This is a genomic window from Psychrobacter sp. M17(2026), from assembly GCF_055699815.1.
In genome coordinates, this window is record NZ_CM146741.1 from 379,756 (window position 1) to 395,972 (window position 16,217).

Consider the following 16,217-nt stretch of genomic DNA (forward strand, 5'->3'; position numbering starts at 1 on the left):
CCTTTGCTAATATATAAAAATTCGCTATTCTCCAATGTCGACATTATCAAATGCTTCTGTAGCCCAATCTCTAGCATATCTTCCTTTTTTAACCTCACGTAAAAAGCTAGAATATTCCCAATCTACGGTGCGGCTTACCAGCTTGTGTTTTACAGGGTTAAAATGGATATAATCCATATGATTATTAAAATCTAACTCGTCACGTATCGTATGCTCCCAATATCGCCTTTGCCAAACGCCCGTTTCTTTACGATTGATACGACTGATATTGCTTGTTTGTTTTACTGATTGAGGTAGCTGACGACTAAAATGACTTTTAAACAGCCTGATACGGGCAGGATAATCATCGTCGTTGTGAGGCATTGTCCATAGCGCATGAATATGTTCGGGGAGTATAACTACAGCTTCAGTGACAAACGGCATTTTTAACTGTGTTTTACTATAAGCTTGTCTTAATTCTTCAATGTAATTAGTTAAAAGAGAGCTGCGTCTATCATTCAAACAAAACGTAAAAAAGTAAGTTGCACCACCTTGTCTGTTTCTACGATAGTTTTTCATAAGTTATATATAAAAAGTTAATGACGAAAGTAAAACAATATCATTATGATTAAAACTTAGCTATATCTACAGCTCTTATTTGAAAAAACTAACCACACCCTACGAAAAATGAGTCTTGTTAATATAGCTATGTCTATAGGTTTTGTCTCAAGTAACGTCTGGCAAGTTATACTTTGGCAAACCTATTATGCAACACGCTCTAGACGAACGATTAATATTCTTATACTTTGGCGGGTTACGCTTGGGCTAACCCACCCTACGAAAAATTCACATTTAATGGTAACTCAACAAAAAAGGCCATAGCAAAAGCGATAGCCTATTCACAACAAAAATAATAACGATGACTTAAGCCATTACTTCTCTAAATACTGAATTTTGCCTTCGACACCATCCCACTTTTCGGCATCTGGCATAGGCGGTTTTAGCTCAGTGATGTTCGGCCATGTTTGCGCCAGCTCAGCGTTTAGCTCAATGAAGATCTCTTGACCCTTTGGTACTTCATCTTCTGAGAAGATAGCATTTGCGGGACATTCAGGCTCGCATAGGGCGCAGTCGATACACTCGTCAGGATCGATGACTAAGAAGTTTGGGCCTTCATAAAAGCAATCCACAGGACAAACTTCCACACAGTCAGTGTGCTTACAAAGAATACAATTATCTGCAACGACAAAGGTCATAGTGATAGCTACCTGTTATTGGGTCGGCTGATGGCTTAAAGCATCAGACTAAATAAGTGACATAAAATAAAGCGTATTTTAGCGCTTTTGCGCCATTTAAACAATTGCCTTTATGAGTTAATGAGCTGTTTCAGCGTATAAAGCATATCATGGGCCTGTTTGGGCGTTAAACTATCAGGATGGATGTCATCAAGAGCCTGCTGTAGATCAAGTAATTGATTCTGTTTAGTTTTTTCAGCTGTGCTCGTTGCTTGCTCAGCAATAGTATCCGCATGACTTTGATTGCTATTAGGATAGTTGAGCTGGCGTTCGTCATTTACTGAATTAGCTAAGTCGCTTTTACGATTAATAGTGTCATCTAGCGCCTGAGTTGCAGTGGCATTGTTAGCCGCAACATTGGTAATCGCTACGTTATCGATGTTTAGATTATCCACCAGATAGCGTTCAGCATCTTCTAATACTTCATGCGGGATGCCTGCCATCTTAGCAACATGCAGCCCAAAGCTAGAGCTGGCAGCACCTTCACGAATTTGATGTAGCAGCAATAACTGTCCGTCGACGTCGCTTGCTGCTACATGGACGTTGCGTATGCCTGTAGGCTTATTACCGTTTTTATAAGGGCTGATATTGTTATTGCCATCAGTATTGTCACAACTATAAAAGCCCCTATCAGCCAACTGCGTCAGCTCAAAGTAGTGAGTGGCAAACAAGGTCAAACAGCCAATCTCTAGTAGCTTATTGACACAAGCATGAGCAATGGCTAGCCCATCAGTCGTTGCCGTGCCGCGCCCGACTTCATCCATCAGCACTAACGACTTATCGGTCGCCTGATTGAGAATATTAGCGGTCTCTATCATCTCCACCATAAAGGTCGATTTGCCACCTGCCAAATCATCAGCTGAGCCAATACGGGTAAAAATACGGTCGATATCGCCGATACGGGCGCTCGCCGCTGGCACGTAGCTACCGCAATGGGCGAGTAGTACTATCAGCGCAGTCTGGCGCATATAAGTTGATTTACCGCCCATATTCGGGCCTGTAATCAGCAGTAATCGCTCAGGATGGCTGTTTTTATCAAGACTGTTGTTATTAAGGCTGTTGTTATCAAAACTGTTGTTATTAAGGTTACTTGCACCAGTGCCAAGCTGGCAATCATTAGCGACAAAGGTGCGAATTTGCTTAGCGGTACTGTTTTTATTGGCTTTGCTAGTAACGAAGCTAGGGTTCAGTGCGGCTTCTACGACTAGATGGCGACCCGCTTTAATATCGATACTGGTTGGGCTATTTTGACTGCTTCTACTAATGCTATTAGGAGCTTGGTTATTTGCTAATGACGGCTCATCAAAGTTAAGCTGAGTTTGCTGACGCTCGTTATTTGAGTTTAAGTTATCTGAGCCTGCGTTGTTTAAGTTTGGGCTATCTGCGTTTTTGCTATTTACTAAGTCGTCACTCGCTATCTCATTGCCCATTATAGGTCGCTGCCAGTTATAAGTGATAGCCAATTGTGCCCAGTTGCTGAGCACATCGATTTGGGCGATGGCAGCGCTTAGCTGTTGCAGCTGACCTAACTGGCCGCTTAAAGTAATCAATAGCTGCTGATAAAGCTGTTTTTCGCGAGCTAGCGCTAGGGTTTGCGCACTGAGATATTCGGTCTCGACTGTCTTTAATTCATCAGTAATAAAGCGCTCGCTACTCTTAAGAGTTTGCCGACGAATAAAATGCTCAGGGGCGTTTTGTGACTGCATTTTTGGTAGTTCGAAATAAAAGCCGCTAACTTTATTAAAGCCAACTTTTAGACTGGGCAGTTGATGCGCTTGCCGTTCGCGCTCTAACATCTCGTCGAGAGTCGCTTGGATATTATCATGCAAGTGGCTGAGGCGATCAAACTCTGCATCAAATCCTGAGGCTATCATGCCGCCATCACGGATATGCGCTGGCGGCTCGATGACGATAGAGCGCTCAATCAGCTCGGCTATTTCCTTAATAGCAGGCATTTGGGCCGGTAAATACTGCATCAACAATGGCAATAAGCCTTTTTGCTCAGAGCTTTTCTGCTCAAAGCCTTTGCTAGTGCCCATAAATAGCGTATTCAGCTGCTCACCCAATTGTGCACTGCTGGCAATGCTATCGCAAAGCTTACGTAAGTCGCGCGGACGAGCACTCATCAGCCCAATACGGCTACTGATACGCTCGACATCGCTGATAGTATTTAGGGTTTGACGTAGTTTAGTGACCGAGGTGTTTGATTGAGGATCATTTGATTGACGCTCATTATTTAGTAGAATACCGATAGCATCTAAGCGCTGATCAATAAGACTGTGTTGGCGCAAAGGTCGCTTCATCTGTTGTACTAGTAAGCGTCTGCCCATCGGGGTCTTGCAATGATTGACGACTGAGATTAATGAAGTGCCATTGCTACTGACAGGCGTGAACAGTTCAAGGTTTTGTTGGCTATTGGCATCGATGATCAAATAGTCATCATCGTGCTCAACGATCAACTGATTCACTTGAGGCACATGGCGCTGCTGGGTTTGACGCGCATAATGAATAAGGGCCGCGCAGCTGGTCTGCGATAAAGGCATATCCAATATACCTAAGCCATCGAGGCGCTGGACATCGAACTGCTGGCACAAGGTATTGGGTGCGTGATCTTTATGGAAGTCATTGGCGGCTACTTCGATTATCGGACAATCAAGCGTGCTACGTAACCATAGCAGCCAGTCCTCACCAATAGTATCATTGAGTGCTTCGCTTACGATGCACTCACTAGGGGCAAAGCGCGCCAATACCGTCAGCATTTGTATTTGCAACTCATCACTACTAGTAGCGCTTAACTCCTGAGTGGTCAGCGTACCAGCTGCCAAATCGAGCTGACTGATAGCCGCTTGTAACGGTTGTTCTTTACTAGCATTTTTATTAGCATCTTTACTGACACCTTTTGTCATAGCTGCTATGTCGATAGCGACGACTGTCGGGGTGGATCCTTCGCTAATAAGGGCATCATCAGTGATAGTCCCTGCGGTCAGGGTTTTGACCACTTCGCGGCGCATAATCGTAGCCGCTTTTGCCTTGCCGCCTTTGGATGAGGTGTTAATATTATCGGCAGTATCTTTTTTACTTTTTGCGCCCATAGTAGGGAGTTGACTGGTGGTGGACTCATCGATTTGCTCGCAGACGACTACGGTCTGCCCAGCAGCAATAAGTCTTGCCATATAGCTGTCGGCGGCATGAAACGGCACACCTGCCATCGCGATAGTATTACCTGCTTTATCGGTACCACGACGGGTCAAAGTGATATCTAATATCTGCGCGGCGCGTTTGGCATCGTCAAAAAACAGCTCATAAAAATCGCCCATCCGATACAGCAGCAGTGCCTGTGGATAGTTCACTTTCATCGTCAAATACTGCACCATCATTGGCGTATGATCGTCCAAATCGTAGACTGCATCACCGATTGTGAGTATTTTAGAGGTGGGGCTATTGGATGAGTGCTGATTTTGAGTAGCAGGTTTCACGGGCATGCAAGATCTCTTATTTGATATATTGGTGTTGCTTGATAATCGCTATTTTAACATGCCTTAGGGCATTTATACCGCAGCAAATATCTGTCTAAGGCTCTTGTATTCATCGGCATCATAACCATATATAATGTCGACATCTTTAAATTGATACCCAGTTGTTTTTACAACAGCCCCTAATAACAGTCGCATATGACAGATATAAAAAAAGCGGGGCTCTAAAGCACATTAATTATTGCAAATTATCAAAAATTTTATAGGTTAAAATTATGTTATCGAAGATTGTAGGCAGTGTGGTAGGTACCAAAAATGATCGTGAACTCAAACGTATGCGCCGTGTTGTCACTAAGATCAATGCCCATGAGCCCAGCATTCAAGCCTTGAGTGATGAGCAGCTGCAACAAAAAACCGTAGAGTTCAAAGAGCGCTTTCAAAAGGGCGAGAGTCTAGATGCGCTATTACCTGAAGCTTTTGCCGTGTGTCGTGAAGCGTCCTTACGTATCACAGGTATGCGTCACTATGACGTGCAGCTGATCGGTGGTATTACCTTGCACGAAGGCAAAATCGCTGAGATGAAGACGGGTGAGGGTAAAACCTTGATGGCGACCCTAGCCATTTATCTGAATGCTGTTAGCGCTAAAGGCGTGCATGTGGTCACAGTGAATGACTATCTCGCGGCTCGTGATGCGGATTTGAACCGTCCTTTATTTAACTTCTTGGGATTAAAGGTGGGCGTTATCTACTCGCAGCAGCCGCCACAAGAGAAGGTTGAAGCTTATCAAGCGGACATCACTTACGGTACTAACAACGAATATGGTTTTGATTATCTACGCGATAATATGGTGTTTAGCTTACAAGAGAAAAAGCAACGCCCGCTGAACTTTTGTATTATTGATGAGATTGACTCTATCTTAATCGATGAGGCGCGCACACCGCTTATCATCTCAGGTCAAGCGGAAGACTCATCTCGGATGTATGCGCTGATTAATACTATTATTCCAGTGCTGATACGTTCAAGAGATGAAGAGGCTAATAAGAATAACGAAGAAGAAGACTTTTGGATCGATGAGAAAAACCGTCAGATTGAGATCAGTGAAAAGGGCTATGAGAAGATCGAAAGCTTTTTGATTGAGGTTGGCGAATTAGGTCCTGAAGAGAGTTTATATAGCCCAAGTCGTCTGCCATTACTGGCTCATGTGCAAGCGGCTATCCGCGCGCATCATGTCTTTGTCAAAAACGTTCATTACATCGTTGATGAAGGCGAAGTGGTTATCGTTGATGAAAACACAGGCCGTACGATGCCAGGTCGTCGCTGGTCAGAGGGCTTACACCAAGCGGTCGAAGCCAAAGAAGGTTGTGATATCCAAGCAGAGAACCAAACGCTTGCGACAACGACTTTTCAGAACTTTTTCCGTCTATATGAAAAGCTATCAGGGATGACAGGCACAGCTGATACCGAAGCGGCTGAGTTCAAGTCGACTTATGACTTAGATGTTATCGTTATTCCAACGCACAAGCCTATTGCGCGGGTGGATATGGACGATCAGATCTTTTTAACTAAGCTTGGCAAATACAAGGGCATCATCCGCGAGATCAAAGAGATTCAGGCCAAAGGCGCACCTGTGCTCGTCGGTACAGCGACTATTGAGGCCAGTGAGGAGTTATCGTACTTACTTGATCAAGAAAGCGTTAAACATAATGTCCTAAATGCCAAGCAGCATGAGCGTGAGGCAGAGATTATTGCGCAGGCAGGTAGTCCAAAATCAGTGACTATCGCTACTAACATGGCAGGTCGTGGTACGGATATTATCTTGGGTGGTAACTGGCAGTCGTTTATCGAAGACATCGATTCTGTCAGTCCTGAAGAGATGCAACGCCACAAAGCAGCATGGCAAATCAAACATGATGAAGTCGTTGCCGCAGGTGGCTTACATATCGTTGGCTCTGAGCGTCACGAATCGCGCCGTATCGATAACCAGCTACGAGGTCGTGCAGGTCGTCAGGGCGATCCTGGGATGTCGCGCTTTTTCTTATCATTAGAAGATGATCTCATGCGTATTTTCGCAGGGGATCGCGTGGTCAATATGATGCGAGCGATGGGTCTCAAAGAAGACGAGGCCATCGAGCATAAGATGGTATCCAAATCTATTGAGAACGCACAAGGTAAAGTTGAAAGCCGCGACTTTGATGCGCGTAAAAACCTACTAAAATATGATGACGTCGCCAATGAGCAGCGTAAAGTCATCTACGGTCAGCGTGATGATCTACTCGATGAGACTGATTTATTAGAAGCCATTGAGGTGATGAACTTCGAGGTCTATAACGCCATGATCAATCAGTTTATTCCACCAGGCTCTATTGATGATCAGTGGAATGTTGATGGTTTAGAAGATGAGCTGGAAGACGAGTTCAAGCTCTATATGCCGATCAATGACTGGCTAGATGAAGATCGTCGTCTTGATGAAGAGGCGCTACGAGCAAAAATCGTTGATACCGCGCTGGAGCATTATCATAGCCGCCGCGAGCAGATGGGAGAGAAAAACGCTGCTCAGCTTGAGCGTCACTTTATGCTCCAAAGTCTCGATAAGCACTGGAAAGAGCATCTTACGCAGATGGATCAGCTACGTAAAGGGATTCACTTGCGTGGTTACGCACAAAAGAACCCTGAGCAAGAGTACAAGCGTGAGTCGTTTGAGCTGTTTCAGATGATGCTTGGCGCTATTAAGTCTGAGACGGTACAGGATTTATCGCGAGTACATATCCCAAGTAAAGAAGAGATGGAAGCACTAGAAGAGCAAAAACAGGCTGATCGCGAGCGCATGCAGATGCAGTTCGAGCATAATGATGCTAGTGGTATCGAGAATGATGGCCAGCAGCCTGCTAATGCCAATCAGGGTCAGCCTAATCAAAGTGCGCGTAGCAATGCTCGTACTAATGGTCAAATGCGAGTCAACTTGAGTGGTGGCGTAGCAGCGGCTGGTGCAGGTACGGCGATTGATGAAGGCGCGCAAGCCGAGCCTAATCCATATGCTAATATGAATGTAAGTCGTAATGCGGCTTGTCCTTGTGGCTCAAACCTCAAGTATAAGCAATGTCATGGCAAAATTTAATAACGGGTAGTTATTAGTAGTTATCGCTTACAAATTCAACATAGGCGTTGATAAGCGGACGCGCTATAGTATTTTGCATATCAGAGTCTGGCATACCGTTATTTGACATGTAGTTATTTGATATATAGGCATTTAGCATCTTAATTTAGGAGTAGGGTATGAGTTTAAGATCATTACAACAGTTTCGCTCGTCCGTTATTGCAGCAACTTTACTAGCTGGCGTCATTGGGCTTAGTGCTTGTCAGCAGCAAGCTGAAGTAGAGCCAAGCTTAGAAGAGGATATCGCAGCTGAACAAGCCGTGCCAATGTCAGCAGATCCAGCCGAGCCAAATGATATAGTAGTCGCTACTGATGATGCTACATTGAATGAAGTCACCGATGATACCATTGCTAATATCAACGCTGATGTGACGCAAATGATCTATCTATGCTCGCCTGAACTGAAAGTTGAAGCGACTTATAAAGATGACGAAAATAGTGTGGTGCTAGTGACCGATAAAGGTACAGTGAGTCTGAACAAGACCAATGAAGGCGCTAACCCTGAAGTATTTGAAGGTAGTACGGCACTAGATGGCGGTCAAGGTTTTGTGCAGTGGCGTACAGCGCATACTGAGCGTGCAACGGGTGTCATACGTACCGCAGGCGCTGATGAATCTAATGTTGATACTTATGAGTGTAATAAAGCCAGTTAGCTAAATCTCTATTAATTGAACCTTTACAGACATAAAAAAAGCAACGATAACGTTGCTTTTTTTATGTCTGTAAAATTTATGTCTGTCAGTTTTATGATTATACGTTTAATGAGTTTCTATCATTACCTCTAAGTTTAGGGTTATTACTTAACGATAGGCCTATTACCATGATCTAAGAACCCTTCCTCTTGTACATCCAGCTCCTCATGCTTAAGCTCGACTTCTATGTTATCGACATGAGTATGTACGCTTTTATTTATCGCAACTTCTTGGATAGCATAAGTCTGCTTGGTAATAGTCGCAACTTGTCTAGATATTACGATCTCAATAGGTGCATCGCCTATAGCCACTTGTTTATCATTAACAGTAATTACCGCTCTACTATCGAGCGATGGCTCTATATGACGTAAGATATCCTTATCATCATAATTACCTGACAATAGATCACGGCTTTCGGCATCGTGGTATTCGGTTTGGACAGTGATATATTCTTCGACCAACTCGATTGGCACTTCGATCATTTTAGTGCGTTGATGCTTAGTCACGGTGACGCGACCAGTATCTAGGCGCTCTTTGTTGATTACTGGGCGCTCTTCTAATAGCTCTAGATAACCACCTCCACCTCGAATAGCCGCTACTTCTTTATCAACAGTACTATCTGCGGCAGCAAGCGTATTGTCATTGCTTTCATTAACAACTCTCGTGTCATCAGTAGCAGTAGCAGTAGGAGATAAGGTAGGGTTTTCAGTTAAGTTATTACTGTTATTATCATTATTCATAGTATAAGTCCTTTAGTTTGAAAACAGGTAATAGGCAACTATATAAAAGTAAATCAGCTAGTAATCTGTTAACGATATTAAATGCAATAAAGCTCATTGATAATAATGTATACCTTATAAGCTCAGTTATCATTAGTATCAAAGTATATTTTAGTAAGTTATAAAATATGCTGCCATAAAAAAAGACCAGAGACGGACTCTGGCCTTGATTCACTAAACTAAATTACTTAAAACTAAGTTACTTATCAATAATCTTATAAGTAATAAAGAGTAGCGGCTATTATTTGTTAACCAATAATGAGTCAACAATTAGCTTATTACATACCACGAGCGCGGCGTACGTCTTCTGCAGTGATGTTGTCACCTTCGTACAAGGCACCATTAGCATCTACTACGTTACCATCACGGTCAATATCTAGCTCTTCACGTTGGATAGTCTCAACGATGGTCTCAGTATGACGCTCAGTGGTTTTACCGACATTGACTTCTTCAGTGACATAAGTCTCTTTACCGACGCGAGCACGTTCTGCTTCTAGTTGAACTTCAACCGTACCAGTACCATCTACATCGCCAATACGCTTGTCAGTTACACGGTCTACATTAGTACGTTCGATATGCGCATGTTCTTCTTCTAGCTCAACTTCTACATTGCGCTCTTCGGTTACAACATGCTTACCGACTTTAACAAGACCCGCTACAATACGATCTTTGTTTACGGTCAAACGCTCTTCTAATAGCTCTAAAGTATTTGGCGCATCATAGTTAGTATCTGTAAATTCCATGCGCTCTTCGGTTGGAATAGTATCTGCTACAAACGCTTTACGATCATTCTCATATTGCTCTTTATAGCTATACTGATAATCATGGTCATACTGCTCCATGGCTTCTACTTGTGACTTGGTCAAGCTGTCAAAGAACACATCATCACCAACGATACGAGCTAAACCTGCGGGTACTAATACTTCTTTTGAGCTGAACCAACCGCCTGCATCTACGATTAGGTAACGAATACGACCTGTAGTGTCTTCTACTAGAGCACCATCGATTTTACCGATTTTTTCTTCATTAACACCATAAGCCGTTTTGTGAGTTGGATCATAATAGTCGTCACCAATTAGGTCACGGTGAGTTGCTTGAATATCTTGTAAACGAATTAGTTGGCTCATTATTGTCATCCTTTTATATGAGTAAATGTTGATTATTAATATTGAAATTCAAAAACACTAGCGTCAGAAACAACGCTAAGTAAAATCTTTCGTTATATGCAAATGACTATTTATGTAACTAATTTCTGTTCATATAATTGATATATAAGTAATAAATAGTCTTAAAAATGTTTTGCCTCAACTTGTAATAATAGTAGCACTCAGTTTTTTGATGAGATATATGCGCGAGGTAGCAAAATGTGCGCTAGACGTAAAGGCGTGTAATAGGCTGTAAATGCCATAACATCCTTTGGGTATAAGTTAACGTGTTTTTACAGTGTCGGTGGATATGTGTTGTTTTGACGAGTCTTCAAAAGACGCAAACAAAAAAACCGCATTGACTAGAGCCAATGCGGTGGTCATTATCAAAACTTTCAGATTATTTTTTAAATCTATGTGCTGCAACTAATACTTTGGCAGCTGTTATGGCAATTCAATAGCCACAGCTACTGCTTCGCCGCCGCCTATACATAACGTTGCAACGCCTTTTTTACCACCAGTGCGCTGTAATGAATTGATTAGCGTGATTAGAATGCGAGCGCCAGAGCAGCCTACTGGATGACCTAATGCACACGCACCGCCTTCTATATTGACCTTGGCATGATCGATAGACATCTCATCTATTGCCGCCATAGTCACCATCGCAAAAGCTTCATTAATTTCCCAAAGATCGACATCGCTAACAGACCAGCCTGCGCGCGCTAAGACTTTTTCGATAGCGCCAATCGGTGCGATAGTGAATTCGCTTGGATGACGTGAGTTAGAAGCCGTGGCGATGATTCGCGCTTGATATGCTAGACCTTTAGATTTAGCTTGCGACTCTTTCATAACGACAACCGCTGCGCCACCATCTGAAATTGAGCTGGCATTGGCAGCAGTGATCGTACCGTCTTTGGCAAAAGCGGGACGCAAAGTTGGGATGCGTTCAGCATTGGCTAAGCCTGGCTCTTCATCAGTATCGACCGTCTGCTCGCCTTTACGAGTCTCAAAAGTGACAGGGGTGATCTCATTATCGAAGTGACCATCTTTGATAGCAGTAAGGGCACGATTAAGCGATTCGATAGCGAACTCATCCATCTGCTCGCGAGTATAGCCTTTTTTATTAGCCATATCTTGAGCGAATTGACCCATTAGCTTGCCAGTCTCAGCATCTTCTAGACCATCTAGGAACATGTGGTCTTTGACTTCTTTGTGTCCCATACGGTAGCCGCCACGTGCACCTGGCATAATATAAGGCGCATTGGTCATCGACTCCATGCCGCCAGCCACAGCGATATCGAAGCTACCAGCTTTGATACCGTCATAAGCTTGCATCACGGCCTTAAGGCCAGAACCACAGAGCTTGTTGATAGTCACCGCACCTGTAGCATCGGACAGGCCAGCTGCACGCATGGCTTGACGAGCTGGACCTTGACCAAGACCTGCGGTCAAGATACAACCCATAATCACTTCGTCAATATCGTCGATTGCAACCCCAGAACGGGCAACGGCAGCTTTGATTGCCGTTGCACCTAATTCGGTAGCGCTGACGTCTTTTAGTGCGCCCTGAAATCCACCCATTGGCGTACGAGCACCGTTAACAATTACAATTGCATCATCTGACATAATTATTTCCCTTATCTTAATATTTAAATATTTTTAGAGTAGCTATACGCTACGCTCATGCCATGTTATAACAATTTTTTGCCAATTAAAGTAAATATAAGACGCACTAGCTAGTCAACACTACTGTAATAAGGTTATCAAATCAGAGCTACTAGGCTAGTAGAATTACTGCACTAAAGATACTAAGCTAGCTCATCTAAACGGATCCGCACCACTTTACCTGTGATAGCCTCTAGCTTTTCGATCTTTTCAATAGCTAGATTCATCTGACTCTCAACGACTGGCAAGGTTAAGATAATGACGGGCACTTGACCAACTTTATGGGCAGGTTTTTGTAGTATCGCATCGATGTTGATACCAGCGTCACTTAGGATACGAGTGATATCAGCCAACACACCTGGATTGTCATAAGCATGGACGCGTAGATAGTAGCCTGTAGTCATCTGCTCCGCGCGTAATACTGGCGTATCTGATAATTGTTCAGGCTGAAAAGATAAATGCGGCACATGGTGGCCGTTATCGCCATGATTGGTACTACTCAATACTCTTACTAGATCCATCACATCAGCCATAACTGCTGAAGCCGTTGCACCTGCGCCTGCGCCATCGCCATAATAGAGCGTCTGACCTAAAGGATGAGAGTTTACCAACACTGCGTTTTTGACGCCATTAACATTGGCAAGTAAGGTATCTTGCGGAATCAGAGTCGGATGGACGCGCAGCTCAATACCCGCGTTGTCTCCATCAGTACCCGCACGGCGTACAGCGAAGCCAACATGCTTGATACGATAGCCTAATTCTTCAGCATAACTGACATCTTGCAAAGTAATGTTTCTTATCCCTTCGCAATAGACCTTATCGAACTGTAGCGGAATACCAAAAGCAATAGAGGCTAGTAGGGCAAGCTTGTGCGCGGCATCAATACCCTCTACATCAAAGGTCGGGTCAGCTTCGGCATAACCCAGCTCTTGCGCCTCCGTCAATACGTCAGCAAACGTGCGACCTTTATCACGCATCTCCGTCATAATAAAGTTGCCTGTACCATTGATGATACCTGCTAGCCAGTCGACTTTATTGGCTGCCAAGGCCTCGCGCATGACTTTGATAATAGGAATGCCGCCTGCGACAGCCGCTTCATAAGCAACATGTACATTATGGGCTTCGGCTAAGGCGAATATCTCGTTACCATGCTCAGCGAGCAGTGCTTTATTGGCGGTGACCACATGCTTACCGTTTTTGATGGCATGCATAATAATATCTTTGGCAAGCGTAGTTCCGCCGATTACTTCAATAATGATATCGACATTATCACTCTCGGCGATAGCCATTAAGTCATGGTTTTGGATGATGTTTGGGTCGATATCATCACGCTGACGGCGGGTGCCAACCTCACTAATGATAATATCGCGACCGCTACGACGCTTTAGCTCGTCTAAGTTATCGTTGATTAGATTGATTACGCCTGTACCGACAGTACCTAGGCCAAGTATCGCAAGTTTAATGGATTTGCTCACAGTATCCTCAAAAGTTTAAAGTATAAAATAAAAGGGGATGGTGGTATTCAGGTATACAGCATTTAGAACTGCAAAAATTATTTTTCATTATCGTATCATATTGCCAAGCATCTGCCAGCAAATAACCACCGTTGAGATGCGTGGTTATTTACTTTAGTAGTAATCGGCTCTTAGTATTAATCAACTAATACAGATAATGATCAATTGATACCGACTGCCGCAGCCAATTGCGCAGCAGGTAGATAGCCACCGATTTGCTCACCCGCTTGAGTAAAGACAGCAGGCGTACCACGTACACCGAGCGCTGCGCCGAGCTCTACTTGTTGCTGTACAGGATTAGCGCAGCTTGGGCCTTGCACATCAGCGCCCATTTTCGCCTGATTCATAGCTGCCATGCGATCTTCACTGCACCAAATGGCCTCCATCTTAGGCACGCTCTCTTGACTGCGTGGCCAAGCTAGATAACGCACTTCGATGCCCAGAGCATTGATATCAGCCATCTCTTCATGCATCTTACGGCAGTAACCACAGTCTGCATCCGTAAAGGCATATAATACAGATTTGGTTTCACCTACAGCCGGATAAATAATCATATCTTTTTTATCAACAGCTTTTAGTACTTGTTGAGCGCTATCTGCCATAAAAGCGGCGCTGATATCAATAGGTGTCGGTTCACCAACTGCGATGATCTGACCTTGAATAATATGCTTACCTGCTTTATCTGCAAAAAACGGCGGCAGACCCTCACCCGTCACCCAATAAATACCTTCCATATCGGTAGGGGTGGCTGAAAGGATGGTCTCTTCGATACCTGAAGCTTGCAGATTGGCTTGCAATGACTTGACAACCGCAGGATCACTGGCTTTTGCTACGCTGTCAGCTTTGATGCTTTGAGCACCCCCTATACTGCTAGCGCTATTAGTCGTTGCATCAGCAGATTTATCTGAGCAGCCGACCGCTGCAATGATCAATAAACTACTCATCACAGTACCGAGTCTATTACGGGTAAGCTTGCGAGGAGTAGTGGCAGCTTTAGCGGATAAAAATAAGGACATAAAATTTTCCTGTAGGCTAAGCGCCTAGATACTGATAAATAGTGATAAATGCCATTAATAGATTCTATTGATAAGTACTAAGTGACAAATACTGAATAATAAGTACTAAGGGTCTATTAATAAAGCAAAAACAAGAGCGCAAATACACGTTTAGGGAGCAAAAGCTTTAAAATAGCTTTGAAATAATAAGGCTTTGTATATTAACATATTTTTCAAAATGACAGGTAAAAGCATCTTCGCAGTTATAACTACTTGGAAATAGCAGTCACAACTACTTAGAGATAGATGCTGACTCAATAAAGTAGTTCATAGAGGTACGCTATTAATAGGTAAAATTTAAAATCGTCATTAAAAAAATACATTGTTACTATTTATTCTAAGCCAATCTCCAAGTAGGCTATGATGAATCGTAGAGCGCGTAAGTTATGTTATTAGCATACATAACCATAAAACCGCTATAAATTTAATAATGTTAAGGAATAGATATGGCAGGTGGTAGTTTATTACTCTTGCTCGATGACATCAGTATTTTGATGGATGATGTCGGTGTTATGACCAAGATTGCAGCCAAAAAGACAGCGGCTTTGGTAGGTGATGACTTGGCATTGAATGCTGAGCAAGTGACTGGTGTCAAACCAAATCGTGAGCTGCCTGTGATTTGGGCAGTCGCTAAAGGCTCCTTTGTCAATAAGCTGATCTTAGTACCCGCAGCATTATTGATCAGTTACTTCATACCTTGGCTGATTACGCCACTATTAATGATAGGTGGTCTCTATCTGAGTTATGAGGGTGCTGAAAAGGTTATTCACAAGTTTTGGCCCACTCTCTTGCCACACGATGAAGAACAAAACGCTCGCCTAAAAGCCAATGCCGATGAAAGTATCGATTTGGTGGCTTTTGAGAAAGATAAAATAAAAGGAGCTATTCGTACTGATTTTATTTTATCCGCTGAGATTATAGTCATCTCTTTAGGAGCAGTTACCGCAGCTGGTGGCGATATTTTACAAAAAGCTATCGTATTATCTATCGTGTCTGTTGTAGTGACGGTTGGTATTTATGGTCTAGTCGCTGGTATTGTAAAGATTGACGATGCGGGTCTGCATTTGATCAATGATTCGGCTGTTGGTGATAGTAAGCGTAAGTTAGGTGAGTTTATGTTATCGGCAGCTCCTAAATTGATGAAGTTCTTGTCTATTGCAGGCACTATCGCTATGTTCTTAGTCGGTGGCGGTATTATCGTCCATGGTATTGGCTTTTTATATCACAGTGTAGAAGATATTGCGCATCTAACAGGAGTCTTTGAGGGACTGACTAATGCCTTATTAAATGGTGTAGTCGGTTTTGTTATCGGTGCTATCGTTGTTGCTCTCTTTACTATCGTTGGCAAAATGCGCGGTGACGAATCGGCAGCGCATTAAGATTATAACGGTAATCCTATAGCATTGTGTTTATAGCATTACAGCACTTGAATTTACAAAGTATAAAAAAGCCCCGAAACAAATAG

General features: G+C 43.3%; 11 protein-coding genes. 3 read left to right on the top strand and 8 right to left on the bottom strand.

The genetic code is table 11. The annotated features are described in order from the left end of the window. Positions 1–24 precede the first annotated feature (24 nt). The 3 genes from ACR63T_RS01680 to mutS all read right to left on the bottom strand — a co-directional run bounded on the left by ACR63T_RS01680 (position 25) and on the right by mutS (position 4,756). Positions 25–558 carry an REP-associated tyrosine transposase gene (locus tag ACR63T_RS01680; protein ID WP_472784570.1) on the bottom strand — a complete coding sequence of 178 codons (534 nt, stop codon included), beginning with the start codon at positions 556–558 and terminating at the stop codon, positions 25–27. 353 nt (positions 559–911) lie between these two features. Next, positions 912–1,235, bottom strand: a complete 324-nt coding sequence (gene fdxA / locus ACR63T_RS01685; RefSeq protein WP_305899473.1) for a ferredoxin FdxA — start codon at positions 1,233–1,235, stop codon at positions 912–914. 110 nt (positions 1,236–1,345) lie between these two features. Next, the gene (gene mutS / locus ACR63T_RS01690; protein WP_472784571.1) at positions 1,346–4,756 is read right to left on the bottom strand and encodes a DNA mismatch repair protein MutS; all 3,411 of its coding nucleotides are present in this window, start codon (positions 4,754–4,756) and stop codon (positions 1,346–1,348) included. A 266-nt stretch (positions 4,757–5,022) separates the two neighbouring features. Here mutS and secA point away from each other — a divergent pair, with 266 nt between their 5' ends. Both secA and ACR63T_RS01700 read left to right on the top strand, forming a co-directional pair. Continuing rightward, positions 5,023–7,863, top strand: a complete 2,841-nt coding sequence (gene secA / locus ACR63T_RS01695) for a preprotein translocase subunit SecA (protein WP_472784572.1) — start codon at positions 5,023–5,025, stop codon at positions 7,861–7,863. 158 nt (positions 7,864–8,021) lie between these two features. Continuing rightward, complete coding sequence (locus tag ACR63T_RS01700) at positions 8,022–8,555, top strand: hypothetical protein (RefSeq protein WP_472784573.1); 534 nt, start codon at positions 8,022–8,024, stop codon at positions 8,553–8,555. Positions 8,556–8,698: 143 nt separating this feature from the next. On the opposite strand, the gene ACR63T_RS01705 is transcribed toward ACR63T_RS01700, so the two are convergent. The 5 genes from ACR63T_RS01705 to ACR63T_RS01725 all read right to left on the bottom strand — a co-directional run bounded on the left by ACR63T_RS01705 (position 8,699) and on the right by ACR63T_RS01725 (position 14,713). Next, on the bottom strand, positions 8,699–9,334 hold the full coding sequence (locus ACR63T_RS01705; RefSeq protein WP_472784574.1) for a YsnF/AvaK domain-containing protein: 636 nt from the start codon (positions 9,332–9,334) through the stop codon (positions 8,699–8,701). A gap of 317 nt (positions 9,335–9,651) precedes the next feature. Next, positions 9,652–10,500 carry a DUF2382 domain-containing protein gene (locus tag ACR63T_RS01710; protein WP_472784575.1) on the bottom strand — a complete coding sequence of 283 codons (849 nt, stop codon included), beginning with the start codon at positions 10,498–10,500 and terminating at the stop codon, positions 9,652–9,654. A gap of 462 nt (positions 10,501–10,962) precedes the next feature. Beyond that, a complete protein-coding gene (locus tag ACR63T_RS01715; protein WP_472784576.1) occupies positions 10,963–12,144 on the bottom strand; it encodes a thiolase family protein in 1,182 nt (393 codons plus the stop codon). A 182-nt stretch (positions 12,145–12,326) separates the two neighbouring features. Next, positions 12,327–13,658 carry a homoserine dehydrogenase gene (locus ACR63T_RS01720; protein WP_472784577.1) on the bottom strand — a complete coding sequence of 444 codons (1,332 nt, stop codon included), beginning with the start codon at positions 13,656–13,658 and terminating at the stop codon, positions 12,327–12,329. A gap of 200 nt (positions 13,659–13,858) precedes the next feature. Further along, positions 13,859–14,713: a DsbC family protein gene (locus tag ACR63T_RS01725; RefSeq protein ID WP_472784578.1), complete on the bottom strand. Its 855-nt coding sequence runs from the start codon at positions 14,711–14,713 to the stop codon at positions 13,859–13,861. 485 nt (positions 14,714–15,198) lie between these two features. On the opposite strand from ACR63T_RS01725, the gene ACR63T_RS01730 reads away from it, so the two are divergent. Beyond that, the gene (locus tag ACR63T_RS01730) at positions 15,199–16,131 is read left to right on the top strand and encodes a DUF808 domain-containing protein (protein ID WP_305899480.1); all 933 of its coding nucleotides are present in this window, start codon (positions 15,199–15,201) and stop codon (positions 16,129–16,131) included. Positions 16,132–16,217: the final 86 nt, after the last annotated feature.

Excerpts from the sequence above, each read along its gene's own strand:
- ACR63T_RS01680 (WP_472784570.1), bottom strand. The coding sequence starts at position 558 with ATGAAAAACTATCGTAGAAACAGACAAGGTGGTGCAACTTACTTTTTT.
- fdxA (WP_305899473.1), bottom strand. The coding sequence starts at position 1,235 with ATGACCTTTGTCGTTGCAGATAATTGTATTCTTTGTAAGCACACTGAC.
- mutS (WP_472784571.1), bottom strand. The coding sequence starts at position 4,756 with ATGCCCGTGAAACCTGCTACTCAAAATCAGCACTCATCCAATAGCCCC.
- secA (WP_472784572.1), top strand. The coding sequence starts at position 5,023 with ATGTTATCGAAGATTGTAGGCAGTGTGGTAGGTACCAAAAATGATCGT.
- ACR63T_RS01700 (WP_472784573.1), top strand. The coding sequence starts at position 8,022 with ATGAGTTTAAGATCATTACAACAGTTTCGCTCGTCCGTTATTGCAGCA.
- ACR63T_RS01705 (WP_472784574.1), bottom strand. The coding sequence starts at position 9,334 with ATGAATAATGATAATAACAGTAATAACTTAACTGAAAACCCTACCTTA.
- ACR63T_RS01710 (WP_472784575.1), bottom strand. The coding sequence starts at position 10,500 with ATGAGCCAACTAATTCGTTTACAAGATATTCAAGCAACTCACCGTGAC.
- ACR63T_RS01715 (WP_472784576.1), bottom strand. The coding sequence starts at position 12,144 with ATGTCAGATGATGCAATTGTAATTGTTAACGGTGCTCGTACGCCAATG.
- ACR63T_RS01725 (WP_472784578.1), bottom strand. The coding sequence starts at position 14,713 with ATGTCCTTATTTTTATCCGCTAAAGCTGCCACTACTCCTCGCAAGCTT.
- ACR63T_RS01730 (WP_305899480.1), top strand. The coding sequence starts at position 15,199 with ATGGCAGGTGGTAGTTTATTACTCTTGCTCGATGACATCAGTATTTTG.